This window comes from Streptomyces avidinii, assembly GCF_045161815.1.
Lineage (GTDB): Bacteria > Actinomycetota > Actinomycetes > Streptomycetales > Streptomycetaceae > Streptomyces > Streptomyces avidinii.
In genome coordinates this window covers 4459196-4484683 of record NZ_CP108863.1, presented here as the reverse complement: position 1 = coordinate 4484683, position 25488 = coordinate 4459196, and the positions used below count along the sequence as shown (strand labels likewise).

The 25488-nt window shown below is 72.6% G+C and carries 22 protein-coding genes; 9 read left to right on the top strand and 13 right to left on the bottom strand.

The genetic code is table 11. The annotated features are described in order from the left end of the window. Positions 1–56: 56 nt before the first annotated feature. Together OG373_RS19995 and OG373_RS19990 are read left to right on the top strand one after the other, a co-directional pair. Positions 57–1568, top strand: coding sequence for a 3-hydroxyacyl-CoA dehydrogenase (locus tag OG373_RS19995; RefSeq protein WP_405439476.1), 1512 nt, complete (start codon positions 57–59; stop codon positions 1566–1568). After that, positions 1565–2152: a TetR/AcrR family transcriptional regulator gene (locus OG373_RS19990; protein ID WP_397732698.1), complete on the top strand. Its 588-nt coding sequence runs from the start codon at positions 1565–1567 to the stop codon at positions 2150–2152. The genes OG373_RS19995 and OG373_RS19990 overlap by 4 nt, the downstream gene beginning before the upstream one ends. A gap of 91 nt (positions 2153–2243) precedes the next feature. Here OG373_RS19990 and OG373_RS19985 read toward each other — a convergent pair whose 3' ends face one another. Continuing rightward, on the bottom strand, positions 2244–2822 hold the full coding sequence (locus OG373_RS19985; protein ID WP_397732697.1) for an Lrp/AsnC family transcriptional regulator: 579 nt from the start codon (positions 2820–2822) through the stop codon (positions 2244–2246). A 177-nt stretch (positions 2823–2999) separates the two neighbouring features. On the opposite strand from OG373_RS19985, the gene pdhA (OG373_RS19980) reads away from it, so the two are divergent. Genes pdhA (OG373_RS19980) through OG373_RS19970 form a run of 3 tightly spaced genes read left to right on the top strand, consistent with a single transcriptional unit; the run spans position 3000 to position 6486 of the window. Next, entirely contained in the window at positions 3000–4133 is a 1134-nt protein-coding gene (gene pdhA / locus OG373_RS19980) for a pyruvate dehydrogenase (acetyl-transferring) E1 component subunit alpha (protein WP_398665817.1), read from the top strand. Between the two features lie 47 nt (positions 4134–4180). Further along, positions 4181–5149: an alpha-ketoacid dehydrogenase subunit beta gene (locus tag OG373_RS19975; protein WP_397732800.1), complete on the top strand. Its 969-nt coding sequence runs from the start codon at positions 4181–4183 to the stop codon at positions 5147–5149. Then, entirely contained in the window at positions 5149–6486 is a 1338-nt protein-coding gene (locus OG373_RS19970; RefSeq protein WP_405439475.1) for a dihydrolipoamide acetyltransferase family protein, read from the top strand. The genes OG373_RS19975 and OG373_RS19970 overlap by 1 nt, the downstream gene beginning before the upstream one ends. Positions 6487–6677: 191 nt before the next feature. Here OG373_RS19970 and OG373_RS19965 read toward each other — a convergent pair whose 3' ends face one another. The 10 genes from OG373_RS19965 to OG373_RS19920 all read right to left on the bottom strand — a co-directional run bounded on the left by OG373_RS19965 (position 6678) and on the right by OG373_RS19920 (position 18623). Continuing rightward, positions 6678–7655, bottom strand: a complete 978-nt coding sequence (locus OG373_RS19965) for an NAD(P)H-quinone oxidoreductase (protein ID WP_405439474.1) — start codon at positions 7653–7655, stop codon at positions 6678–6680. A gap of 26 nt (positions 7656–7681) precedes the next feature. Then, complete coding sequence (locus tag OG373_RS19960; protein WP_397732693.1) at positions 7682–8782, bottom strand: potassium channel family protein; 1101 nt, start codon at positions 8780–8782, stop codon at positions 7682–7684. Then, complete coding sequence (locus OG373_RS19955; RefSeq protein WP_405439473.1) at positions 8770–10077, bottom strand: molybdopterin molybdotransferase MoeA; 1308 nt, start codon at positions 10075–10077, stop codon at positions 8770–8772. Before OG373_RS19955 ends, OG373_RS19960 begins: the two co-directional genes overlap by 13 nt. Beyond that, positions 10074–10964 carry an NTP transferase domain-containing protein gene (locus tag OG373_RS19950; protein WP_405439472.1) on the bottom strand — a complete coding sequence of 297 codons (891 nt, stop codon included), beginning with the start codon at positions 10962–10964 and terminating at the stop codon, positions 10074–10076. Before OG373_RS19950 ends, OG373_RS19955 begins: the two co-directional genes overlap by 4 nt. 316 nt (positions 10965–11280) lie before the next feature. After that, entirely contained in the window at positions 11281–11820 is a 540-nt protein-coding gene (locus tag OG373_RS19945; protein ID WP_030014634.1) for a bacterial proteasome activator family protein, read from the bottom strand. A gap of 92 nt (positions 11821–11912) precedes the next feature. Further along, a complete protein-coding gene (locus OG373_RS19940) occupies positions 11913–14765 on the bottom strand; it encodes an ABC transporter permease (protein ID WP_405444127.1) in 2853 nt (950 codons plus the stop codon). Between the two features lie 8 nt (positions 14766–14773). After that, on the bottom strand, positions 14774–15520 hold the full coding sequence (locus tag OG373_RS19935; protein WP_405439471.1) for an ABC transporter ATP-binding protein: 747 nt from the start codon (positions 15518–15520) through the stop codon (positions 14774–14776). A 25-nt stretch (positions 15521–15545) separates the two neighbouring features. After that, positions 15546–16196 carry a PadR family transcriptional regulator gene (locus tag OG373_RS19930; RefSeq protein ID WP_405439470.1) on the bottom strand — a complete coding sequence of 217 codons (651 nt, stop codon included), beginning with the start codon at positions 16194–16196 and terminating at the stop codon, positions 15546–15548. Positions 16197–16293: 97 nt separating this feature from the next. Then, positions 16294–16800, bottom strand: a complete 507-nt coding sequence (locus tag OG373_RS19925) for a hypothetical protein (RefSeq protein WP_405439469.1) — start codon at positions 16798–16800, stop codon at positions 16294–16296. A gap of 164 nt (positions 16801–16964) precedes the next feature. Continuing rightward, positions 16965–18623 (bottom strand): protein kinase domain-containing protein, encoded by a 1659-nt coding sequence (locus OG373_RS19920; protein ID WP_405439468.1) that lies wholly within the window; start codon positions 18621–18623, stop codon positions 16965–16967. A 230-nt stretch (positions 18624–18853) separates the two neighbouring features. Here OG373_RS19920 and OG373_RS19915 point away from each other — a divergent pair, with 230 nt between their 5' ends. Next, entirely contained in the window at positions 18854–20461 is a 1608-nt protein-coding gene (locus OG373_RS19915) for a protein kinase domain-containing protein (protein WP_405439467.1), read from the top strand. Between the two features lie 196 nt (positions 20462–20657). Here OG373_RS19915 and OG373_RS19910 read toward each other — a convergent pair whose 3' ends face one another. Then, complete coding sequence (locus OG373_RS19910) at positions 20658–20828, bottom strand: hypothetical protein (RefSeq protein ID WP_405439466.1); 171 nt, start codon at positions 20826–20828, stop codon at positions 20658–20660. Positions 20829–20857: 29 nt separating this feature from the next. Next, on the bottom strand, positions 20858–21517 hold the full coding sequence (locus OG373_RS19905) for a response regulator (RefSeq protein WP_397732685.1): 660 nt from the start codon (positions 21515–21517) through the stop codon (positions 20858–20860). A 327-nt stretch (positions 21518–21844) separates the two neighbouring features. Here OG373_RS19905 and pdhA (OG373_RS19900) point away from each other — a divergent pair, with 327 nt between their 5' ends. The 3 genes from pdhA (OG373_RS19900) to OG373_RS19890 are packed head-to-tail and all read left to right on the top strand — an operon-like array spanning position 21845 to position 25470. Next, entirely contained in the window at positions 21845–23044 is a 1200-nt protein-coding gene (gene pdhA / locus OG373_RS19900; protein WP_030383837.1) for a pyruvate dehydrogenase (acetyl-transferring) E1 component subunit alpha, read from the top strand. Further along, the gene (locus OG373_RS19895) at positions 23044–24024 is read left to right on the top strand and encodes an alpha-ketoacid dehydrogenase subunit beta (protein WP_030383836.1); all 981 of its coding nucleotides are present in this window, start codon (positions 23044–23046) and stop codon (positions 24022–24024) included. Before pdhA (OG373_RS19900) ends, OG373_RS19895 begins: the two co-directional genes overlap by 1 nt. A 12-nt stretch (positions 24025–24036) precedes the next feature. Continuing rightward, entirely contained in the window at positions 24037–25470 is a 1434-nt protein-coding gene (locus OG373_RS19890) for a dihydrolipoamide acetyltransferase family protein (RefSeq protein ID WP_405439465.1), read from the top strand. The last annotated feature ends 18 nt before the right edge of the window (positions 25471–25488 follow it).

Below are 25488 nucleotides of genomic sequence, written 5' to 3'. Positions count from 1 at the left end.
TCGGGACAAGAGGGCCCGGCGGACCTGTGGATAAGTGTGTGCGGGAGGATCAGGACATGACAGCAATCGAGCGGTCCCGCACTGTGGCGGTCGTCGGGGCGGGCACCATGGGCCAGGGCATCGCCCAGGTCGCCCTTCTCGCAGGTCACCGCGTGCTGATCTACGACATCAACGCCTCCCTCGCCGCCGACGGCGTCGGTTTCGTCCAGGACCGGGTCGAGCGGATGGCCGCCAAGGGCCGGTTGGACCGCGCCGAGGCCGAGGAGGCGATCGGCCGGATCGCTCCGGCCGGCGATCTCGCGGAGCTCGCCGCGGCCGCGCTGGTCATCGAGGCGGTCGTCGAGAACGTCACGGTGAAGCAGACGCTCTTCGCCGCGCTCGAAGAAGTGGTGTCCCCGGACGCGCTGCTCGCCACCAACACCTCCTCGCTCTCCGTCACCGAGCTCGCCGCCGGGCTCGCGCACCCCGGCCGCTTCCTCGGCCTGCACTTCTTCAACCCGGCCCCGCTGCTCCCGCTCGTCGAGGTGGTCAGCGGTTTCGCGACCGACCCGGCCGCCGCCGAGCGCGCGTACCGCACGGTCCTCGGCTGGGGGAAGACGCCCGTCCGCTGCGCCGACACCCCCGGTTTCATCGTCAACCGGATCGCCCGTCCCTTCTACGCCGAGGCCTTCGCGGTGTACGAGGAACAGGGCGCCGACCCGGCCACCATCGACGCCGTGCTCCGCGAGAGCGGCGGGTTCAAGATGGGCCCCTTCCAGCTGACCGACCTGATCGGCCAGGACGTGAACGAGGCGGTGACCCGCTCGGTCTGGGAGTCCTTCTTCCGCAGCCCGAAGTTCACCCCCTCCCTCGCCCAGCGCCGCCTGGTCCAGTCGGGCCGACTCGGCCGCAAGTCCGGCCACGGCTGGTACCCGTACGGCCCGGACGCCGAGGTCGCCCCTCCGCACACCGCCGGCCCCGAGGAGGCCCCGGCGAAGGTGACCGTCGTCGGTGACCTCGGCCCGGCCGCCGACCTGGTGGACCTGCTGGAGGAGGCCGGGATCGCGGTCGCCGCCACCGAGCAGGGCGGCCCGTACATCCAGCTGCCCGGCGAGGGCCAGCTGGTCCTCGCGGACGGCAAGACCTCCGTCGAGTTCGCCGACGTCGTCTACTTCGACCTCGCGCTCGACTACCGGGGCGCCACCCGGATCGCGCTCTCCGCGAGCGAGGACACCAGCGAGCGGACCCTCGCCGAGGCGATCGGCCTCTTCCAGAAGCTGGGCAAGCAGGTCTCGGTGATCGGCGACGTCCCCGGCATGATCGTCGCGCGGACCGTCGCGATGCTGATCGACCTCACGGCCGACGCCGTCGCCCGCGGCGCGGCCTCGGCCGAGGACATCGACACGGCGATGCGGCTCGGCGTCAACTACCCGCTGGGTCCCGTCGAATGGCACGAGCGGCTCGGCCGGGACTTCGCCTACGAACTCCTGCACAACCTCGACGAGCGCTGTCCCGGGGGCCGGTACGCGCCCTCCCTGGCCCTGTTCAAGCTGGGCTACGCCCCGGACGACGAGGAGGGCGGCGAGTGACGACGGCCAAGCGGGACACGTACACCCCCGAGACCCTGCTGTCGGTCGCCGTCCAGGTCTTCAACGAGCGCGGCTACGACGGCACCTCCATGGAGCACCTCTCCAAGGCCGCGGGCATCTCGAAGTCCTCGATCTACCACCACGTCGCGGGCAAGGAGGAGCTGCTGCGGCGGGCCGTCAGCCGCGCCCTCGACGGGCTCTTCGCGATCCTGGAGGAGCCGGGCGCGGTACGGGGCCGGGCCGTCGAGCGCGTCGAGTACGTCACGCGCCGCACGGTCGAGGTGCTGGTCGGCGAGCTGCCGTACGTGACGCTGCTGCTGCGCGTACGCGGCAACACCCGCACCGAGCGGTGGGCGCTGGAGCGCCGGCGCGACTTCGACCACCAGGTCGCCGACCTGCTCAAGGCCGCCGCCGCGGACGGCGACCTGCGGGCGGACGTGGACATCCGCCTCGCCACCCGCCTCCTCTTCGGCATGGTGAACTCCCTGGTCGAGTGGTACCGCCCGCACTCGGGCACGGGCCCCGACCAGCTCGCGGACGCGGTCGTCCACATGGCCCTCGACGGCCTGCGCACCGTCCGCTGACGCTGCTCGACCCGACCGGCCCCGCCGGACCCCGAACGCCCCCGGTACGGCCGTACAGGCCCTGCCGGGGGCGTCGTGGCACCCGGACGGCCTACTCCTCGTTGATGGCCGCGGAGCCGCCGACGGGGCCGGGGCCCGGGCCCGCGTCCAGGAGATCCGTTTCCTCGAACACCAGCAGGGTCCGCGTCGAGAGGACCTCCGGGATGGCCTGGAGGCGGGTCAGGACCAGCTCGCGCAGGGTCCGGTTGTCCGGGGTGTGCACCAGCAGCAGGACGTCGAAGTCCCCGCTGACCAGCGCGATGTGCGCGGCGCCCGGGAGCTCGCGCAGCTGCTCGCGGACCGTGCGCCAGGAGTTCTGGACGATCTTCAGGGTGATATAGGCGGATGCGCCCTGGCCTGCGCGTTCGTGATTGACGCGGGCCGTGAACCCGCGGATCACCCCGTCGTCGATGAGCCGGTTGATCCGCGCGTAGGCGTTCGCCCGCGACACGTGCACCTGCTCCGCCACCGACCGTATGGACGCCCGGCCGTCCGCCTGGAGCAGTCTCATGATCGACCGGTCGATCGGGTCCAGGGGACGGGGTGTGACGGGCGGGACCGCGGAGGCCCCCGGTGCGCCCCCCGGCGCAGCCGGTGCGGAACCCGGTCCGGCCATTTGTTCATCCGGCATTGCCCGATGCCTCCCTCTCCTGGACGTCCTGCATCCATCCCAGGGCCCCGGCGCCAGTTTGTCCACAGCCTGGAGCCGCCTGTAGCCAAATTGCGCGGACAACCGAACAATCGGTAGGTGAGGGGCCTCACACCCGGGGCCCCCCTGCCCGCTTCCCACGAGGAGGTGTACGCCGCCATGACGGTCCAAGAGCTGCCCGGTGCCGGTGCGTCCCACCGTTCCACCCCGCCTGCCTGGAGGCCCCGTACGGATGCCGCCCCGCTGCTCCCGGACCCCGAGCCCTACCGGGTGCTGGGCACCGAGGCGGCCGACGGCCTCGACCCGGAGCTGATGCGCCGCTGCTACGCCGAGCTGGTGCGCGGCCGGCGCTACAACGCCCAGGCCACGGCGCTCACCAAGCAGGGCCGGCTCGCCGTCTACCCCTCCACGGTGGGCCAGGAGGCCTGCGAGATCGCGGCCGCGCTGGTCCTGGAGGACCAGGACTGGCTGTTCCCGAGCTACCGCGACACCCTGGCGGCCGTGGCGCGCGGCCTGGACCCCGTCCAGGCGCTGACCCTGCTGCGCGGCGACTGGCACACCGGGTACGACCCGCGTGAGCACCGCATAGCTCCGCTCTCGACCCCGCTCGCCACCCAGCTGCCGCACGCGGTGGGCCTGGCGCACGCGGCCCGGCTGCGCGGTGACGACGTCGTCGCGCTCGCCATGGTCGGCGACGGCGGCACCAGCGAGGGCGACTTCCACGAGGCGCTGAACTTCGCCGCCGTCTGGCAGGCGCCGGTGGTCTTCCTCGTGCAGAACAACGGCTTCGCGATCTCCGTCCCGCTCGCCAAGCAGACCGCCGCCCCGACGCTGGCCCACAAGGCCGTGGGGTACGGAATGCCCGGCCGGCTGGTCGACGGCAACGACATCGCCGCGATGCACGAGGTGCTGTCCGAGGCGGTCCGGCGGGCCCGGGCCGGTGGTGGCCCGACCCTGATCGAGGCCGTCACGTACCGGATGGAGGCCCACACGAACGCGGACGACGCGACCCGCTACCGCGGTGACGCCGAGGTCGAGGCCTGGAAGGCGCACGACCCGATCGATCTGCTGGAGCGTGAGCTGACCGCCCGCGGGATCATCGACGAGGCGGCGATTCGGTCGGCGCGCGACGAGGCCGAGACGATGGCCGCGGCGCTCCGCGAGGGAATGAACGCGGATCCGGTGGTGGACCCGATGGACCTGTTCGCGCACGTGTACGCGGAGCAGACGGACCGGCTGCGCGAGCAGGCGGCCATGCTCCGTGCAGAGCTGGAAGCCGAGGACCAGGCGTGACGACGGTGGCGGCGAAGTCCGCGAAGTCGGGGGTCAAGCCCTCGACGATGGCGCAGGCCCTGACCCGGGCGATGCGCGACGCGATGGCCGAGGACCCGACCGTCCATGTCATGGGCGAGGACGTCGGGACGCTCGGCGGGGTCTTCCGGATCACGGACGGGCTCGCGAAGGAGTTCGGCGAGGAGCGCTGTACGGACACCCCACTCGCGGAGGCGGGCATCCTGGGCGCGGCGGTCGGCATGGCCATGTACGGGCTGCGGCCGGTCGTGGAGATGCAGTTCGACGCCTTCGCGTACCCGGCGTTCGAGCAGCTGATCTCGCACGTGGCGAAGATGCGCAACCGGACCCGCGGCGCGATGCCGCTGCCGATCACGATCCGGGTGCCGTACGGCGGCGGGATCGGCGGCGTGGAGCACCACTGCGACTCCTCCGAGGCGTACTACGTGGCCACGCCCGGCCTGACGGTGGTGACCCCGGCGACCGTCGAGGACGCCTACGGGCTGCTGCGCGCGTCGATCGCGAGCGACGACCCGGTGGTCTTCCTGGAGCCGAAGCGGCTCTACTGGTCGAAGGCGGACTGGCGGCCCGAGGCGCCGACCCCCGTCCCCGGCATCGGTAAGGCGCTGGTCCGGCGGGCCGGCACGAGCGCCACGCTGATCACCTACGGGCCCTCGCTGCCGGTGTGCCTGGAGGCGGCCGAGGCGGCCCGCCAGGAGGGCTGGGAGCTGGAGGTCGTCGACCTGCGCTCGCTGGTCCCCTTCGACGAGAACACGGTCGTGGAGTCCGTACGCCGCACCGGTCGCGCGGTGGTGGTCCACGAGGCCGGCGGCTTCGGCGGACCGGGCGCGGAGATCGCAGCCCGCGTCACGGAGCGGTGCTTCCACCACCTGGAGGCGCCGGTGCTGCGGGTGACGGGCTTCGACATCCCCTACCCGCCGCCGATGCTGGAGAAACACCACCTGCCGGGTGTGGACCGGATCCTGGACACCGTGGCGCGCCTGCAGTGGGAGAACTGATGCCGCAGGTAATGGAATTCAAGCTTCCCGATCTCGGGGAGGGCCTGACCGAGGCCGAGATCGTCCGCTGGCTCGTGGCGGTGGGCGATGTCGTCGCCATCGACCAGCCGGTGGTCGAGGTCGAGACGGCCAAGGCGATGGTGGAGGTTCCGTGCCCCTACGGCGGTGTGGTCACCGCCCGGTTCGGGGAGGAGGGCACGGAACTGCCCGTCGGAGCACCGCTGATCACCGTGGCGGTGGGGGCGTCGTCGCTTCCCGCCGAGGCTCCGGCCGCGCAGGCGGACGGGGCCGAGGGCGAGGGCGCCGGCAGTGTGCCCCGACCCCTGATCGGTTACGGCGAGGACCACTCGCGCCCGGCGCGTCGGCGACGGGTGCGACCCGTCACCGCCGCGGTGTCGGCGCCCGTCGTCGCCGCTGCGGCGGCTCCGGCGGTCGCCGTGGCTCCGGCGGCTCCCGCCGGGCCGGTGCCGGTGATCTCGCCGCTGGTGCGCAAGCTGGCCAAGGACGGCGGGGTCGACCTGCGCGCGCTGCGCGGGTCCGGCCCCGACGGGCTGATCCTGCGGGCGGACGTCGAGGAGGCGCTGGCCGCGCTGCGCGCGCCCGGGCCGGCCCCGGTCGCCGCCGTGGCGTCGCCGACGGCGGCGGCGCAGGGCGAGCGGATCCCGCTCAAGGGGGTCCGCGGGGCGGTCGCCGAGAAGCTGTCGCGCAGCCGCCGGGAGATCCCGGACGCCACCTGCTGGGTCGACGCGGACGCCACCGAGCTGATGGCCGCCCGGGCCGCGATGAACGCCGTGGGCGGACCCAAGATCTCCGTGCTCGCGCTGCTGGCCCGGATCTGCACGGCCGCCCTGGCCCGGTACCCGGAGCTCAACTCCACCGTGGACCTCGCGGCCAAGGAGATCGTCCGGCTCCCGTCCGTGCACCTGGGCTTCGCCGCGCAGACCGAGCGGGGCCTGGTGGTCCCGGTGGTCCGGGACGCGCAGAACCGCAACCCCGAGTCCCTGTCGGCGGAGTTCGCCCGCCTGACCGAACTGGCCCGGTCCGGGAAGCTGGCTCCCGCGGATCTGACCGGCGGCACCTTCACCCTGAACAACTACGGGGTGTTCGGGGTCGACGGCTCCACGCCGATCATCAACCACCCCGAGGCGGCGATGCTGGGTGTGGGCCGGATCATCGACAAGCCATGGGTCCACGAGGGGCAGTTGGCGGTCCGGAAGGTGGTTCAGCTGTCGCTGACCTTCGACCACCGGGTGTGCGACGGGGGTACGGCCGGCGGCTTCCTCCGCTTCGTCGCGGACTGCGTCGAGTCCCCGGCGGTCCTGCTGCGCAGCCTGTAGCTCAGCGCGGGCCCGGTCCGGTGTCCTGGGGCTCCGACCCGGACCCCGCGCCTCAAACGCCGGCGAGGCTGGATTTCCAGCCCGTCCGGCGTTTGATGACCGGGTCCGGGCAGAGCCCGGGAAGCGGCGAAAGGGCGGGGCGGGGAGAGGCTCCGCGCAGCGGAACCCACCCACCCACCCACCCACCCGCTTCACACCGTGAGCAGGAGCTTGCCCACGTGGGCGCTCGACTCCATGACGCGGTGGGCCTCGGCGGCCCGGGCCATCGGGAAGGCCGCGTGGACCACCGGGCGGACCCGCCCCGCGGCCACCAGCGGCCACACGTGCTCGCGTACGGCGGCGATGATGGCCGCCTTCTCCTCCAGCGGGCGGGCCCGCAGCGAGGTGGCGGTGATCGCCGCCCGCTTGGCCAGCAGCGCGCCGAGGTTCAGCTCGGCCTTCACCCCGCCCTGCAGCCCGATCACCGCGAGCCGCCCGTTCACGGCCAGCGCGTCCACGTTCCGGGCCAGGTACTTCGCGCCCATGATGTCCAGGATCACGTCCGCCCCGGCCCCGCCCGTCGCCTCGCGCAGCTCGGCCACGAAGTCCTGCTCGCGGTAGTCGATCAGGATGTCCGCGCCCAGCTCCTTGCAGCGCGCCAGCTTCTCGGGGCCGCCCGCCGTCACGGCGACCGTCGCGCCCACCGCCTTCGCCAGCTGGATCGCCATCGTGCCGATCCCGCTGGACCCGCCGTGCACCAGCAGGGTCTCGCCGGGGCGCAGTCCGGCCACCATGAACACGTTGGACCACACGGTCGCGACGACCTCGGGCAGCGCGGCCGCCGTCACCAGGTCCACGCCCGCCGGGACCGGCAGCAGCTGGCCGGCCGGTACGGCCACCCGCTCGGCATACCCGCCACCGGCCAGCAGGGCGCACACCTCGTCGTCCACGGACCAGCCGGACACCCCCGGCCCGATCGCCGCGATCCGGCCGGAGCACTCCAGCCCCGGATGGCGCGACGCGCCGGGCGGCGGATCGTAGAACCCCTGTCGCTGGAGTACGTCGGCGCGGTTCACGGCGCTCGCCGCGACCTCGACGAGGACCTCGCCCTCGCCCGGCACCGGATCGGGTACGTCGGCCCAGACCAGGGCCTCGGGGCCGCCGGGCTGCTCGATGGTGATCGCATGCATGGCCCGGAGGCTACGCCACGGCGCGGCTACTCGGCAGGTCCGAACCTCACCTGCGGCGAGGCCGGCGGCGTCGCCCGCACGATGGTGATGAGACGGTCCGTCAGCTGGATCGGGCTCGCGTGCGGATCGTCGTACGGGAGCAGCCGGTGGCCGCGCACCACGCTCACGACCAGGTCCTCGGTGTCCCGTACCGACTTGCCGGCCTCGGACTTGCGGGCGGGGCGTTCGATGAGGTCGAGGCCGCTGCCCTGCTGGATCAGGTCCTCCATCACGGTGCCCGCGCTCGGGCTGAGCACCGAGAGGCCCAGCAGCCGGCCGGCCGCGCTCGCGCTCGTGATGACCGCGTCGGCGCCGGACTGGCGCAGCAGCGGGGCGTTCTCCTCCTCGCGCACCGCGGCGACGATCTTCGCCCCGCGGTTGAGCTGCCGGGCGGTCAGGGTGACCAGGACCGCCGTGTCGTCCCGCTGGGTGGCGATGACGATCTGACGGGCCTTCTGCAGCTCGGCGCGGAGCAGGACGTCGGAGCGGGTGGCGTCGCCGACCACGCCCGTGAAGCCCTCCGCGTTGGCCGTGTCGATCACCTTGGCGCTCGGGTCGACGATGACGACCTGCTCCTTGGAGAGGCCGGTGGCCAGCAGCGTCTGAAGGGCCGAGCGGCCCTTCGTGCCGAAGCCGACGACGACCGTGTGCTCACGCAAGTTCTTCCTCCAGCTCTTCAGCCGCCACTCTTCCCTCGTCCGTTCCGTCAGGACTTCCAGGGTGGTACCGACCAGGATGATCAGGAACAGCACGCGCAGCGGGGTGATCAGCAGGATGTTGATCAGTCGTGCGCTGTCGCTGTACGGCACGATGTCGCCGTAGCCCGTCGTGGACAGCGTCACCGTGGCGTAGTAGAAGCAGTCGAGGAGATCGACCTGCTCGTTGGCGTTGTCGTGGTAGCCGTCGCGGTCGAGCCACACGATGAGGACCGTCAGGAAGAGCACGAACAACGCCATGAGCAGGCGCTTGGTGACCTGCCTCAGCGGGTTCTCGACGATGCGTTTGGGCAGCTTGATGCGCCGGGAGACGAGTTTCTCGTCGGCGCCGCGGGCCATGGAGTCCTGGCCGTGAAGTTTCACGTGAAACATCCTCCAGCAGCCCAGGGCAGATCGAGAATCTCCAGTTCCTGTCCCGACCGCGCGCCCTTCGGCGGCACGACGGCCAGCGCGTCGGCGGCCGCCACTCCGCGCAGCATCGCCGGGCCGTGGTAGCGCAGTGGTACCGCGTGCTCGTCGCTGAGCAGGACCGGGACGAGCCGGGTGTCGTACGGGTGGCCGGGTACGTCGCCCTGCACCGGCGCCGTGTAGCGGGGCCGGCCGCGGCGGCCGGCGAGGGCGCGCAGCAGGGGGTCGGCGAGGGTCAGCAGCCCGGAGACGGCGGCCAGCGGGTTCCCGGGCAGCCCGACCAGGTGGCGCACCGGGTTCCCGTCGGGCGTTGCGGATCCGAGGCGGGCCAGCAGCATGGGGTGCCCGGGCCGCACGGCTACCCCGTCGACCAGCAGTTCCGCGCCCGCCTTCCCCAGCACCGGGTGGACGTGGTCGACGGGTCCGGACGCGGTGCCGCCCGTGGTGACGAGGACGTCGGCGGTGCTCGTGGTGACGGCCTCCAGCAGGGCCGCGGCCCCCTCCGGGTCGTCGCCGAGCCGCCGCGTGCCGATGACCTCGGCGCCGATCCGCTCGATCCAGGGCCCGAGCATGGGGCTGAGGGCGTCGCGCACCAGCCCCTCGTGCGGGAGGCCCTCGGTGAGCAGTTCGTCGCCGAGCACCAGGATCTCCACGCGGGGGCGGGGCCGGGTGGTCAGCTCGTCGTACCCGGCGGCCGCGGCGAGTCCCAGCACGGCAGGGGTGACCAGGGAACCGGCGGGCAGCAGCAGGTCGCCGGAGCGGCACTCCTGGCCGCGCGGGCGGATGTCCTGGCCGGTGAGGACGGGCCGGTCCGCGAAGAGCTGGCTGTCGGCCTCGCGGCAGTGCTCGGTGCGGATGACGGCGGTGGTGTCGGTGGGGATCCGGGCGCCGGTGGCGATCCGTACGGCCTCGCCGTCCGTCAGGGGGTCGGGCCGCTCGGCGCCGGCCAGGACGCTGCCGCCGGTGCGCACGCTCCAGGGCCCGGGTCCCGCGACGGCCCAGCCGTCCATGGCGGAGGTGTCGAAGGACGGCAGGTCGGTCAGCGCGTCCAGGGGGGCGGCCAGGACCTCGCCGAGGGCATCGGCGAGGGGCACGCGGTGGGTCCGGGGCCGGACCCCGTGCCCGGCGCGGACGGCGGTGTCCCGGGCCCGCGACCAGGAGGCCGCGCGACGGCCTTCCGCGCCGCCGCTCTCGGGGGCACGGCTGACCAGGGCCAGGGCCTCGTCGAGGTCCTGCTCGGCGGAGTTCGTGGGGGTCATCCGGAGCCGTTCTGTTCGGCGGGGTCGGCCGCTGCCTCGTCGGCCCACCGCAGCGCCAGGTCGGCCGCCTTGCGGGAGGCCTCGGCGACGGCCTGGGCGGGGTCGGCGCCGGTGGCGGCGGCGTGGGCGGCCGCGTAGCCGACCAGGAAGGTGGTCAGCGGGGCGGCGGGCCGGGCGACGCCGTGGGCGGCGTCGCGGGCGAGGTCGAGCAGCGTCTTGGTGTCGACGGCGAGGTCGATGCCCAGCTCGCTCTTGACGGCGGTGATCCATTGCTCCAGCACGCTTCCATGCTCCCTGATCCGGGCGCGGGCGGCGGCGAGATCGTCCCAGGTGTCGCAGTCGAAGGAGGCGAGTGGCCGGGAGGTGACGCGGACGAGGTCCAGTTCGGCGGTCAGCGCGCGGAGCGGGAGCCCGGTGAGGTTGCCGTGTTCGGTGGCCAGCAGCGCGAGCTCGCGGCGCAGGGGCTCGGCCCGGTACGCGGCGACCAGCGGCTGGTCCCGGCCGTCGGGGTCCCGCAGCAGCGCGCCGTCCGCCCGGTCCGCCCCGGGCCCGCCGGGCCCGCCGGGGGCCTCCAGCAGGGCCCGTACGGTCTCCCGGTCCAGGAACGGCAGGTCGGCGGAGAGTACGAGGACCAGCTCGGCGGTGGTCCGCCGCAGCCCGGCGTCCAGTGCGGCCACGGGCCCGCCGCCGGGCGGGTCCTCGCGGGTCCAGTGGACCGGGCGCGCGGTGGGTCGGCGGCCGCCGACCACGACGGTGGTCCGGGCGTCGGGGCAGGCGTCGAGGACGCGGTCGAGGAGTGCGCGGCCGCCGACGCTCAGCGCGGGCTTGTCGGCCCCGCCGAGTCGCCGCGCGGCGCCGCCGGCCAGCACGATCGCGTCGTAACTCATGCCGTTGAGTATGCGTCGGCCGTGTCCCTGGCGGGGAGCCGCACTTGTCGCGGGCCGCGTCGGGCGGGCCGTGCCGGGTGCCGGGTGCGGCGCCGTTGCCGGGGGCGCTGCCCCCGGACCCCCGCGCCTCAAACGCCGGCGAGGCTGAAAGAGCGCCTCAAACGCCGGCGAGGCTGGAAGTGCGGCTCAAACGCCGGCTGGGCTGGAAGTGCGGCTCAAACGCCGGCTGGGCCGGAAGGGGGCTGACAGAGCGGAAGCGGGGCCGGCCGTGCCTCGGGCGGGGGCCGGACCCGCTTCTTCTGCGGTTCGCCGGGGACTACAGATACGGGCCCGAGCGGATCGCGCCGTGCCCGCCGTCCTCGTCGTCGTCGTGCGGCCCGCCCGGCGGGAGGGCGCGGCGCATCTGCTCCAACTGGGCGCGCGCCGCCATCTGCTGCGCGAACAGGGCCGTCTGGATGCCGTGGAACAGGCCCTCCAGCCAGCCCACCAACTGTGCCTGTGCGATCCGCAGTTCGGCCTCGGAGGGAATGGCCTCCTCGGTGAACGGGAGGGACAGGCGCTCCAGTTCCTCCACGAGCTCGGGGGCCAGACCGTCCTCCAGCTCCTTGACCGAGGCGGCATGGATGTCCTTGAGCCGGACCCGGCTCGCCTCGTCCAGAGGCGCGGCACGTACCTCTTCCAGGAGTTGCTTGATCATGCTGCCGATCCGCATGACCTTGGCGGGCTGTTCGACCATTTCCGTCACCGGGACCTCGCGCGACTCGTCATCGGCGTCGCCGACCGCCGTCCCGTCCTGTCCCACGATCAGGACGTGCGGGGGGCTGTCCTGCGACCGTTCACTCCTCGGCATCTCCATGCCGTCATTCTCTCGCACACCTCCGTACTCACACGGTGTGCCCCCGTACAGTCGTGATCCACCCTGTACGGGGGCACCGGCCTGCTACGGCGCTACGCCGCCGCCCGGCGGGCCAGCGCGCCGCTGGAGCGGGTGACGAGGGCCGCCAGCAGGGCCGCGCCCAGCGGGACCACGACGACCAGAGCGCCGAGGGTCTCCCACGGCACCGAGATCGGTATGTACGGGAGGGCTTCCGTCGCCGACGAGTAGCCCTGCTCGATGGAGTGCCGGTAGAGGTTCTCCATCTCCCGCCGCTGCGTCAGGCGCAGGCCGACGGCGGGCAGGATGCCGGCCGCCGAGCCCAGGACGACGCCCATCAGGGAGACCACCCCGCACTGGAAGCCGCTCAGCGTCCGCCGCACGCGAGGGGCCGCGCCCACCGCGGCCAGCGTCTTCAGGTCGGCCTCGGCGTCGGCCTGGGCCAGCCCGGTGGCGATGCCCGCCGCGCCGATGGTGACGAGCCCGGCGAAGACGGCGAGGGCGAGCATGACCAGGCTGTTGTCGCCCTGGTAGCCGGCCTCGATGCGCAGGGCGGCCTCCACGCCCATCCGGTCGATCTCCCCGTCGATCTTCTGGCGCTGTTCGGTCGTGGCGGTTCCGTCGAGGCGGAAGTACGAGCCCAGGGGCGCGGTGACCAGCCCGGCCGTCCTGACCGCCGAGGGCGGCAGGATCAGGTCGACGCCCCAGCTCACGGCCGTGTCGGGGGCCAGGTGGACGGGGAGGACCTTGTCCTCGCCGGGCACCTCCTCACCGCTCCCGCGCACGTCGTCGGCGGTCTTCGGGTCGGTGATGATCCGCAGGGTGAGCTTGCCGTCCTTGACCTGGCGCTTGTCGAAGGCCACGGCCCGGCCGGACTTGAGCGCGGACACGGAGCCCGGGTCGGTGACCGCGAGGATGCTCAGTACCTTCTCGTCCCCGACGAGGACGGGGTGCTGCGTGCCGTACCGGCTGTCCTGGCAGCGCCAGTCCTGGCGCAGTTCCCGGCGCTGCGCCTCGGTGAAGGCGTCCATGCCGTCGGGGTTCTCGTAGAGCGGACAGCGCTGTTCCTTGGGCGCGACGATCTCCGCGCGGCCGCAACCGGCGTCCGTGGAGTACGACTCGCAGCTCGGCTTGCCGACGACCAGCCGGTCGACGTCCGCCCGCTGGGCCACCGGCATCTCCCTGGAGAGGAGCTCGCGCAGGGCGGGCACGTCCTTGTACGCGCCGTTCTCGGACGCCTCCAGCAGCCCGGTGCCGTGCGGCAGGTCCGCCCGGTACTCGTGGCGCATCTGGACGTCGTTGCTGTGCTGGTACGTGGCCACCGCGACCGTTCCGGCGACGGCGGCGAGCACCGCGGCCACGGCGGGCGCCGTACGCCCGCGGTTGCGCACGGCGTCGCGCAGCGCGAGCCGCGGCGACAGCGGCAGCCACCGCCCGAGCCGGCCGAACAGGCCGACCAGGACCGGGGTGAGGGCGACGATGCCGAGCTCGGCGATGGCGCTGCCGCCCGCCACGACGGTGCTGCCCAGCTGCGAGGTGGTGCCGTAGAGGGCGATCGCGGCGCCGGCGGCGACGGCGACCAGGCCGATGACGGGCAGTACCCGGTTGGAGCGGCGGATGCCGCGGCGGCCGGTCAGCGAGGCCAGCACGGTCTGCCGGGAGGCGTTGACGGCGGGGACGATCGCGGCCAGCAGGCCGGTGATCACGGCGAGCAGGGCGATGCCGCCCAGTTCCAGCGGGCGGAAGTCGTAGCCGCCGAAGCGGTTGCCGAGGGTCTCCTCCAGCACCGGTCGCAGGAGCACGGTGAGCGTGATGCCGATGACGGTGCCGGTGACGGCGGCGACGGCGCCGAGGACCAGGCCGCCGGAGAGCACGATGGAGCGGATGTGGCGCCGGTCGCCGCCGTTGGCGCCGACCAGGCCCAGCTGGCGGCGCGAGCGGCGGGCGCCGACCGCGAAGGCCGGTCCGGCGAGCAGGCAGATCTCCAGCATGGCCAGGCCCACGACGGTGGCCAGGATGGCCGTCTCGACGGCGGTGTTGCCGTCGCGGCTGAACTGCTCCTTCGGCTCGTCCTTGTAGAGCGGGACCTCGGAGTCGGCGGGCGGGTCGAGCATGACGGCGCGGGAGATGACGGTCAGGCCCTTGGCGTTGGCCGCCTTGACCGCGTTCCAGGTGACACCCTCGCCGCCGACCTTGACCAGGTAGGTCTCCTCGGGGGTCATGCTGCGCCCTCCGGAGGCCTCCAGGGCCTTCACGAGCGGGGCGAGCAGGGTCCCGGGCGGGGCGATGATCTCGTCCCGGCCGAGGTCGTCCGGCACCTCGTAAGCGCCGACGATCTTGTACGAGGAGGTGGCGCCGCGGGGGGTGACCGAGGAGCCGACGAAGAACCCGGAGTTCTTAAGGAAGGCCCGGGTGGCGACGACCTCGCCGGGGTTCTCGGGCAGCCGGCCGCGCTCCAGCGTGATCATGCCCCCCACCAGGGGGTCGTGCGTGTCGAGTTCACGCAGTTTCGTTTCGAGCAGCCCGTGCGTGGTGCGGACCTTGCCGTAGCCGGAGCTGTCCTTGAGGACCTGGGCCCCGGCGGGGAACGCGGACTGCACCGGCTCCGGCGGTGCCCCCCGCGAGGCCTTCGAGGGGTCGTACGCCCTGTAGCCGCCGACGGGCGCGCTGCTCGTGCCGTCGGGGCTCTGGTTGATGGGCCCGCCCATGTGCGAGTGGCTCACGCGGGCGTCGGCGTCGCCGATCATGCGGGACAGCATCTGGTCGGTGGACAACTCGGCGCTGCGCAGGGTGAGGTCGGCGGCGCTCACCCCGACGATCGGCAGGGCGAGCATCGCGAGGACGAGGGCGCTGCGGCCCTTGGCGCGCCAGGCGTCGCGGCGCGCGATGCGCAGGGCCGCGATCCAGGAGTGGTACCAGCCTTGGATCGGAGAGGTCACTGGCCGGCCGCCTGCCCGTGGAGGAGGGAGTCGGCGTGGCTGCGCAGGGTCTCGTCGACCACGCTGCCGTCGCGCAGGAAGACCACGCGGTCGGCCCAGGCGGCGAACCGCGGCTCGTGCGTGACGAGGATGCCGGCCGCGCCCGCGTCGACGCGGGCGCGCAGCAGGGCGAGGACGGACTCGCCGGTCTCGGAGTCGAGGGCGCCGGTGGGCTCGTCGGCGAGGACCAGGCGGCGGTCCCCCACGAGGGCGCGGGCGATGGCCACGCGCTGCTGCTGGCCGCCGGACATCTCGTCGGGGAAGCGGTCGGCGAGCTGGCCCAGGCCCATCTCCTCCAGCGCGGCGAGCGCGGAGGCGCGGGCCTTGCGGGCGGATATCCCGTCGAGTTCCCGGGGCAGTGCCACGTTCTCGGCGGCGGTGAGGGCCGGTATCAGGTTGTAGTCCTGGAAGACGTAGCCGATGCTGCGGCGGCGCAGGGCTGCCAGCTGTTTCCGGCTCGCCGCGGTGATGTCGGTGCCCTCGACGATCACGCGGCCGCTGCTCGGGGCGTCGAGGCCGCCCGCGAGGGTGAGCAGCGTGGACTTGCCGGAGCCGGAGGGGCCCATGACGGCGACGAGTTCGCCGGGGAAGACGGAGAGGTCGATCCCGCGCAGGGCGTGCACCTCGGTGGCGCCGCTGCCGTGCGTGCGGACGAGTCGGTCCAACTGCAGCACGGGTTGCTGGGACTTGCGCTGTTCAGGCATGGAGGTTCCCCCCTGGAACGGTGGTTCAGCCACGTCGCGAGCGGGCGGTACGGGGCCGGGTGGCGGTGGTCGGGGCCGGGGTCTCGGCGGCGGCCTGGGGTGGTTCGGGTTCAGCGGCTCTCCGGTCGGCCGGCAGGGAGAGCCGGACGAGCCGGGCTTCGCAGTGGTCGAGCCAGCGGGCCTCGGCCTCGGTCTGGAAGATCAGCTGTTCCAGGACGAGCAGCCAGGCCACGTCGTCGCGTTCGTGGGACCGCCCGCTCTCGACCGCGGCCAGCGCCGTGGCCTTGAGCCGGGTGTAGTCCTGCATCGCCTTGATCGTGGCGTGCCGCTGGGACTGGATCACGGCGCGGATGTCCACGCCGGGGGCGCCGACGGCCATGGCGAGCTTGATGGACAGCTCGTCGCGGGGCGGATTGGCCCGGTCGACGGGCCGCTCGTACCACTGGAACAGCTCGGTGCGTCCGGTGTCGGTGATGGCGTACAGGGTGTGGCCGGCGGCGTCCTCGCCGTCGGGGGCGACGAGGCCGTCGCGTTCGAGTCGGGCGAGGGTCGTGTACACCTGCCCGACGTTGAGCGGCCAGGTGGAGCCGGTGCGGGATTCGAACTCGGTGCGCAGCTGGGAGCCGTACCGAGGACCCCGTTCCAGCAGGGCGAGTAGCCCGTGGCGGATCGACATACCGAGTATGTATACCGAGTATGTTCACTCTCGGCAACCATCCTGCGGACTACATCCCAAGGGTGACGGCCGCGGGGAGGGGGCGCTCGGGGTCCGCTCAGATGCCCCGGCGCAGGCGCATTCCGAGGTAGCCCAGACCCAGCCCCATCAGGGCGAACCCGGTGCCGAGCGGGAGTATGTGCGCGGCCAGGTCGGCGGCCCTGTCGTTGGTGTCGGTGCCCAGTGCGGTGACCGCCGACGGTGGGCGCTGCGGGTCGGCCTGCGGGGGCGGGTGCGGGCTCGGTGCGGCAACGTCGGGCGGCGGGGTGGGCTCGGTGCGCGGGCGCACCGGCAGCGGCCGGGAGGCCACCGTCAGCTCGGGGTCGGCGGGCTCGCCGGCCGGCCGTCCGGGGCGCTCGCGCCCGACGCCGGCGAGGCTGCCGGCCAGCTCCTCATAGGGGTCGTCCGGCGGTGCGGGCGCGGGGGCGAGGGCGGGGGCAGGGGCAGCCGTGTGCCGGGCAGGGGCGCCGAGGGGGCCCGCGTACGCGGAGGCGGCGGGCATGAGCGCGGCGGCGGCCAGGGCCGCGCAGGCCAGCCAGTGCGGCGGGCGGAAGCCTTGGATCACGGGGAGCCCCTCCCGTCCCGAGCCGGCGAGCTGCTCGCTGCGCGTCAGAGATATGCGCCCAGATTTACATAGTGGGGCAAAAGCGGCATCCCGGACGCCCCATCGGGGTGCCCGGGATGCCGGTGTGTCGGAACGCGGTGCGTTGTTCGGGGTTGCCGGTCGACCTATGCGGGGTTGCCGGTCGACACGGTCAGCGTGTACTCCGTGCCTTCCTTCTCGATCTTGTCGCCGGAGCTCGGGGTCTGGAACAGCACGGTGTCCTTGCCGTACACGGCCTCGTCCTTGTACTCGATCTTGTACTTGCCGCCCGAGGCCTGGATGCACTCCTTCACGGAGAGCAGGTTCTTGTACTTGAGGTCCGGCGCCATGTACTTGCCGGCCTCGCTGTAGTGCTTCGAGGGCTCGGTGCACTTCTTCGGGTCGATCGTGCGCGTGGTGTCCGGCCCCTTGAACCCGGCCTTGGCGGAGGCGGAGGCGGAAGCGCCCGGGTCCGCCGTCGTCGGTCCGTTGTCCTTGTCCTTGCCGTCCATCGAGATCGCCGCGATCAGACCGCCGACGGCCAGCAGGGCCACCGCGACCGCGCCCACGAGCACCGGCATGTTCCGCTTGCCGCCACCGGCCGACGCCGACGCGCCCGCCGCGCCCGTCGGGGAGATCGTGTACGGCGGCGGGGTCTGCGGCGCGTACTGCTGCTGCGGCGGGGGCGTGTGCGGGTAGGCGTAGCCGCCCTGCGCGTGCTGGGGGGCGGGGGTCGGCGCGTACGGGGCCGGCGGCGGGGTCTGCGGAGCCTGGTAGGGCTGCTGCACCGACTGCGGGGGCGCCTGGTACCCGGACTCCACCGGCGGGAACACGGCCGAGGCCACACCCGCGCCGCTGCTCAGGGGGCCTTGGCCCTGCACGATGACCGGCGCCCCGGTCTGCCCGGATCCCAGCACCCGCGCGACCTCGTCGCCCATGGCCGCCGCCGTGGGGAAACGCTCGTTCGGGTTCTTCTTCAGGGCCCGCGCCACCAGCGCGTCCACCGCCGGGGTCAGCGACCGGTTGACGGAGGACGGGGCGACCGGCTCCTCCTGCACGTGGGCGTAGGCGATGGCCAGCGGGGAGTCCGCGTCGAACGGGATCCGCCCGGTCAGCAGCTGGAACAGCATGATGCCGACCGAGTAGAGGTCGGAACGGGCGTCGACGCCGCGCCCCAGGGCCTGCTCGGGCGAGAGGTACTGCGGGGTGCCGACGACCATGCCGGTCTGCGTCATCGAGGTGACACCCGACTGCATGGCGCGGGCGATGCCGAAGTCCATCACCTTGACCACGCCGCGCTTGTTCACCATGACGTTGCCGGGCTTGATGTCGCGGTGGACGAGCCCCATCTCGTGGCTGGTCTCCAGGGCGGCCAGCACATCGGCCGTCACCTTCAGCGCCTTGTCCGCGGGCATGGCCCCGTGCCGGCGGACGTCCTCCTCCAGCACCGAGCCCAGCGGCCGGCCCTCCACGTATTCCATGACGATGTAGGGCATCACGGCGCCGTCACCGCGGCCACTGCCACCGAACGTCACTTCGCCCTCACCGGTATCGAATACCGAGACGATGTTCGTGTGCGACAGTTTCGCTACAGCCTGCGCCTCGCGGCGGAACCGCTCGCGGAAGGACTGCTCGCGGCCGAGGTCGCTGTGCAGGGTCTTGATGGCGACCTGCCTGTCGAGGGCCGAGTCGTACGCCAGGTACACGGAGGCCATGCCACCCGCACCCAGCAAGTCCCTTAGCTGGTAACGGCCACCGGCCAGAGAGCCGCCTGCGTACTGGCCCTGAGTGCCGTCCTGGCTCATGACTGTTGCTTCCCCTCGGGCTGTGTCCCTACGCCTCCGGCCGGGCGCATGTGGCGCCCAGTCTGCCCGAGGGCAAGCACACGTCAAGCCAGGTGCCCGTTCCGTGACCACACGGGCACAGGGTGGCCTTGTCCGAACGGTGACCGGTTCCGAGGCTGTAGCGTTCACCGGAGCACCGACGAAGAGGACTACCGCTGAGCGGCGGCCGAGAGATACGACGGCGAGGACTGATGGCACCCGAACCCGAGGGAAACGGCGCCGGGATGACCGATGGTCCTGAGCACTGGGGCGCAGGCGGCCTGGTGGGAGACGGTCGTTACCGGATGACGCACCGGCTGGGCCGCGGCGGCATGGCCGAGGTCTTCGCCGCAGAGGACGTACGGCTCGGCCGCACCGTCGCCGTGAAGCTGCTGCGCGCGGACCTGGCCGAGGACCCGGTGTCCAAGGCCCGCTTCACGCGCGAGGCGCAGTCCGTCGCCGGACTCAACCACCACGCCGTCGTCGCCGTGTACGACTCGGGCGAGGACCGGGTCGGCCCGAACACCGTCCCGTACATCGTCATGGAGCTGGTCGAGGGTCGCACCATCCGCGACCTGCTGATCAGCGCCGAGGCCCCGGGCCCCGAGCAGGCGCTCATCATCACCTCGGGCGTGCTCGAAGCCCTCGCGTACTCGCACCAGCACGGCATCGTGCACCGCGACATCAAGCCCGCGAACGTCATCATCACCGAGACCGGCGCGGTCAAGGTGATGGACTTCGGCATCGCCCGCGCGCTGCACGGCGCCCAGTCGACGATGACCCAGACCGGCATGGTCATGGGCACCCCTCAGTACCTGTCGCCCGAGCAGGCCCTCGGCAAGGCCGTCGACCACCGCTCCGATCTGTACGCGACCGGCTGTCTGCTGTACGAACTGCTCGCGCTGCGTCCCCCGTTCACCGGCGAGACCCCGCTGTCGGTGGTCTACCAGCACGTCCAGGACGCACCGGTGCCGCCCTCGCAGCTGCCGGAGGGCCGGCACATCCCGCAGGAGCTCGACGGCCTGGTCATGCGCTCCCTGGCCAAGGACCCGGACGACCGGTTCCAGAGCGCCGAGGAGATGCGCGGGCTGGTCCAGTACGCGCTGCAGATGCTCCACGAGCAGGGGGCGAACACCGGCACCTGGGGCACCGGCCCGGTCACCATGGCCCTGCCGCACGGGCGGGGCGGCGCCGCCGCCACCACGGCCATGCCCGTGGGCGGGAGCGGCGGTCAGCAGCAGTACGGGGCACACGCCTCGACCTCGCAGTTCCAGCAGCCGATGGTGCCGGCGCTGAACCCGGACGACGGTTCGGCCTTCCCCGGCGGCAACAACGGTGGCTACGACGGGTACGACGGCTACGACGACCGCGGTGGCGGCGGCAGCCGCTGGAAGGCCTGGCTGTTCGCGGTCCTCGCGATCATCGCCGTCGCGGGCGGCGTGGCGTACGCCGTCAACACCGTGGGCAAGGGCGGGAACAAGCCGGAGACCACCCAGAGCACCCCGGGCGGCCAGCCGAGCCAGTCCAGCACTCCGAACCCCACGACGGCGACGCAGACGCAGGACAACCCCCCGCCCAACAACGACAACTCGCCCGCGCCGAGCCGCACCCGGTCGCAGAGCTTCAGCCCGACGCCCAGCGCCACCGCGTCGCACTCGCCGAGCGGTTCGGCCTCGCCGTCGGCGTCGGCGTCGACGAAGCCGACGACGTCCGCGAGCACCAAGCCGACGACTTCCACGTCACCGAAGCCCTCGGACGCGAGCGGTGGTGGCGCGGGCGGTCCCGGCGGTGGCGGCGGCGGCACCAACTCGGAGGAATGACGCGGGTCGGAGCGCGTGCCGGGATGCCCGCTCCGGATTCCCGGCCGGCGAATGCACGGTGATGAACCGGTGTTCGATGTGCGGGTGGACGGGGGTCGAAGACCTCCCCGCCGATGAATTGCGGAACCGGGCCGAAGAGCTCCGGTTCGGCGGTGGCCGGTTCGACGACCTGCGCCGTTCCGGTGAACCGGACCGATCAGGGCCGCTGGTCGCGGGAATTGAAATGGTCGGCCCCGTACGCCGCCACACTGCCGTTGCAGGCCCGGTGGTAGCCGAAAACGGAATGCATTCTCAGCAACACCCGGCCCTCGGCCACGATGCGGCGGGCGAGCGCGAGGAAAGGCGGCGCGCACCTGCTGGTGGCCACGCGGCGTCACCGCCGTGGCGCGGCAGCGATCAGCGCCTCTCGGCCTGCAGCCGGGCCACGTAGGCGGCGGCCTGGGAGCGGCGCTCCATGCCCAGCTTGGACAGCAGGCTGGAGACGTAGTTCTTGATGGTCTTCTCGGCCAGGTGCAGCCGCTCGCCGATGACGCGGTTGGTCAGGCCCTCGCCGATCAGGTCGAGGATCTTCCGCTCCTGCTCGGTGAGGTTGGAGAGGCGGTCGTCGCCCCTGCCGCCCTTGCCGTCACGCAGCCGCTCCAGCACGCGCGCGGTGGCGACCGGGTCGAGCAGCGACCTGCCTGCGGCCACGTCGCGGACGGCGCTCAGCAGCTCGTTGCCGCGGATCGCCTTGAGCACGTATCCGGAGGCGCCGGCCATGATCGCGTCGAAGAGGGCCTCGTCGTCGGCGAACGAGGTCAGCATCAGGCACTTGATGTCCTCGTTCCGGGAGCGCACCTCGCGGCACACCTCCACACCGCTGCCGTCCGGGAGGCGGACGTCGAGGACGGCGACGTCGGGACGGGTGGCGGGAATGCGGACCAGGGCGTCCGTCGCGGTACCGGCCTCGCCGACGATCTCGATGTCGTCTTCGACCGACAAGAGCTCATGGACACCCCGACGTACCACTTCGTGGTCGTCCAGGAGGAATACCTTGATTTTTCCGTCTTCGCGCACGAAGTCAGTTTCACACACTCACCCCTTCCCTGCCGGAGTTACCCGGGATAACGTGCCGTTGTTCCCGGCCCCTGCAAGGCTGTGACCAGTAGTTGTTCCCGTCGCTGCGGATTTACTTGGAAATCCAAGCAAAAACGCAGGTCAAACGGGGTTTCGCAGTTATGCGACACACTGGGTAACGTGCATTGCGCAGGGCACTCGCCGGGGCACCTGTCACGCCTGAATCCCCGTACGCGACGCGCACCCACCCCGTGCGCTCGTTACGGATACAGGTGAGCCGCACTGGACCCCGGAGAACCCGGGTGCCGGACCGACGGAGGAGCACACGTGACCGTGGAGAGCACTGCCGCGCGCAAGCCGCGACGCAGCAGCGGCACCAAGCGGGCGGCAGGCGCGGCAAGCGCCGCCAAGCCCGCCGCTGCCACCGCGCAGACGCAGGATGTCGTACCTCAGCTCGTACAGCTGCTGACGCCTGAAGGGGACCGCGTCGACAACGCGGAGAACGCCGAGTTCGCCCCCTTCGTCGCCGACATCACCACCGAGGACCTGCGCGGGCTGTACCGCGACATGGTCATGACCCGTCGGTTCGACGGTGAGGCGACTGCCCTGCAGCGTCAGGGCGAGCTGGGCCTGTGGGCCTCGCTCCTCGGCCAGGAGGCCGCGCAGATCGGCTCCGGCCGGGCGCTGAACGACGAGGACTACGTCTTCCCGACGTACCGCGAGCACGGCGTCGCCTGGTGCCGCGGGGTCGACCCGACCAACCTGCTCGGCATGTTCCGCGGCGTGAACCACGGCGGCTGGGACCCGAACACCAACAACTTCCACCTCTACACGATCGTGATCGGCTCGCAGACACTGCACGCGACCGGCTACGCGATGGGTGTGGCCAAGGACGGCGCGGACTCCGCGGTCATCGCCTACTTCGGCGACGGCGCGTCCAGCCAGGGCGACGTCGCGGAGGCGTTCACCTTCTCCGCCGTCTACAACTCCCCCGTGGTGTTCTTCTGCCAGAACAACCAGTGGGCGATCTCCGAGCCGACCGAGCGCCAGATGCGCGTGCCGCTCTACCAGCGCGCCCAGGGCTTCGGCTTCCCGGGCGTGCGCGTCGACGGCAACGACGTGCTGGCCTGCCTGGCCGTGACCCGCTGGGCCCTGGACCGGGCCCGCCGCGGCGAGGGCCCGACCCTGGTCGAGGCGTTCACGTACCGCATGGGCGCCCACACCACCTCCGACGACCCGACGAAGTACCGGCGGGACGAGGAGACGGCGGCCTGGGAGGCGAAGGACCCGATCCTGCGCCTGAAGGCCCACCTGCTGGCCACCGGGGGCGCCGACGAGGCGTTCTTCACGGAGCTGGAGGCGGAGAGCGAGGCGATGGGCAAGCGCGTCCGCGAGGCCGTGCGCGCCATGCCGGATCCGGACACCATGGCGATCTTCGAGAACGTCTACGCGGACGGGCACGCGCTCGTCGACGAGGAGCGCGCCCAGTTCGCCGCCTACCTCGCGTCCTTCGAGGAGGGTCACTGATGGCTGTCGAAAAGATGTCGATCGCCAAGGCGCTCAACGAGTCGCTGCGCAAGGCGCTGGAGCAGGACCCCAAGGTCCTGATCATGGGTGAGGACGTCGGCAAGCTCGGCGGCGTCTTCCGGATCACCGACGGTCTGCAGAAGGACTTCGGCGAGGAGCGGGTCATCGACACCCCGCTCGCCGAGTCGGGCATCGTCGGCACCGCCATCGGTCTGGCCCTGCGCGGGTACCGGCCGGTCGTGGAGATCCAGTTCGACGGTTTCGTCTTCCCCGCGTACGACCAGATCGTCACGCAGCTCGCGAAGATGCACGCCCGCGCCCTGGGCAAGGTCAAGATGCCCGTCGTCGTGCGCATCCCGTACGCGGGCGGCATCGGCGCGGTCGAGCACCACAGCGAGTCCCCCGAGGCGCTCTTCGCGCACGTCCCGGGCCTGAAGGTGGTCTCCCCGTCGAACGCGAGCGACGCCTACTGGATGCTCCAGCAGGCGATCCTCAGCGACGACCCGGTGATCTTCTTCGAGCCGAAGCGCCGCTACTGGGACAAGGGCGAGGTCGACTTCGACGCCATCCCCGGTGAGCTGCACAAGGCGCGTGTGAGCCGCGAGGGCTCGGACGTCACCCTGGCCGCCTACGGCCCGATGGTGAAGGTCTGCCTGGAGGCGGCGGCCGCGGCCGCCGAGGAGGGCAAGTCGGTGGAGGTCCTCGACCTGCGCTCGATGTCCCCGGTCGACTTCGACGGGATCCAGGCGTCGGTAGAGAAGACCCGCCGGCTCGTGGTCGTCCACGAGGCGCCGGTCTTCCTCGGCGTCGGCTCCGAGGTCGCCGCCCGCATCACGGAGCGGTGCTTCTACCACCTGGAGGCGCCGGTCCTGCGCGTGGGCGGTTTCCACGCTCCGTACCCGCCGGCCCGCCTCGAGGACGAGTACCTGCCCGGCCTGGACAGGGTGCTCGACGCCGTCGACCGCTCGCTGGCGTACTAGGAGACCCGCGTCATGACCATCCGCGAATTCAAGATGCCCGATGTGGGCGAGGGCCTCACCGAGGCCGAGATCCTCAAGTGGTTCGTCCAGCCGGGTGACACCGTCACCGACGGTCAGGTCGTCTGCGAGGTCGAGACGGCCAAGGCCGCCGTGGAACTGCCGATCCCGTTCGACGGTGTCGTGCACGCGCTCCTCTTCGAGGAGGGCACCACGGTCGACGTCGGCCAGGTGATCATCTCGGTGCAGACCGGCGAGGCCGAGGCTCCCGCCCCGGCCGCCGCGGCTGCGGCTCCCGCCGTCGCCGCCGAGGCTCCCGCCGCCGAGGCCGAGGCCGAGCCCGCGGCGCGCCAGCCCGTCCTCGTCGGCTACGGGGTCTCCACCGCCTCCACCAAGCGCCGCCCGCGCAAGGCACCGGCGGGCACGGCCGCGCAGAACGGTTCGTCCGCCCCGGTGGCCCCCGCGGCTCCGGCCGCGCCCGCGGCCCCGGCGCCGCTGCCCGCCGTCCCGGCGCAGCCGACCGGCGAGCGGCCGCTGGCCAAGCCGCCGGTGCGCAAGCTCGCCAAGGACCTCGGCATCGACCTGGCTTCGGTGGTACCCACCGGCGACGGCGGGGTCGTGACCCGGGAGGACGTCCACGCGGCGGCCGCCGCGGTGATCACCCCGCAGACGGCCGTACCGGCCGCCGCCCCGGCTCCGGTGACCGCGCCCGTCGCGGCGGCCACGGCCCCCGCGGCCGACGCCTCGGCGCGGGAGACCCGTATCCCGGTCAAGGGCGTCCGCAAGGTCACCGCGCAGGCGATGGTCCAGTCGGCCTTCACCGCGCCGCACGTCACCGAGTTCGTCACGCTCGACGTGACGCGCACGATGAAGCTGGTCCAGGAGCTCAAGGACGACCCGGACCTCGCGGGGCTGCGGATCAACCCGCTGCTGCTCGTCGCGAAGGCCGTCCTGGTGGCCATCCGCCGCAACCCGGACGTCAACGCGTCCTGGGACGAGGCGGCCCAGGAGATCGTGCTCAAGCACTACGTCAACCTGGGCATCGCGGCGGCCACCCCGCGCGGGCTGATCGTCCCGAACATCAAGGACGCGCACGCCAAGACCCTCGGCGAGCTGTCGCAGGCGCTGTCCTCGCTGGTCGCCACCGCCCGCGACGGCAAGACCTCCCCGGCGGACATGCAGAACGGCACGATCACCATCACCAACGTCGGCGTCTTCGGCGTCGACACCGGTACGCCCATCCTGAACCCGGGCGAGTCCGCGATCCTCGCGGTCGGTGCGATCAAGCTCCAGCCGTGGGTCCACAAGGGCAAGGTCAAGCCGCGGCAGGTCACCACCCTGGCGCTGTCCTTCGACCACCGCCTCATCGACGGCGAGCTCGGCTCCCGCTTCCTGGCCGACATCGCCGCGGTCCTGGAGCACCCCCGCCGCCTGGTCACCTGGGCGTAGCGGCCGGTACGGCACGAC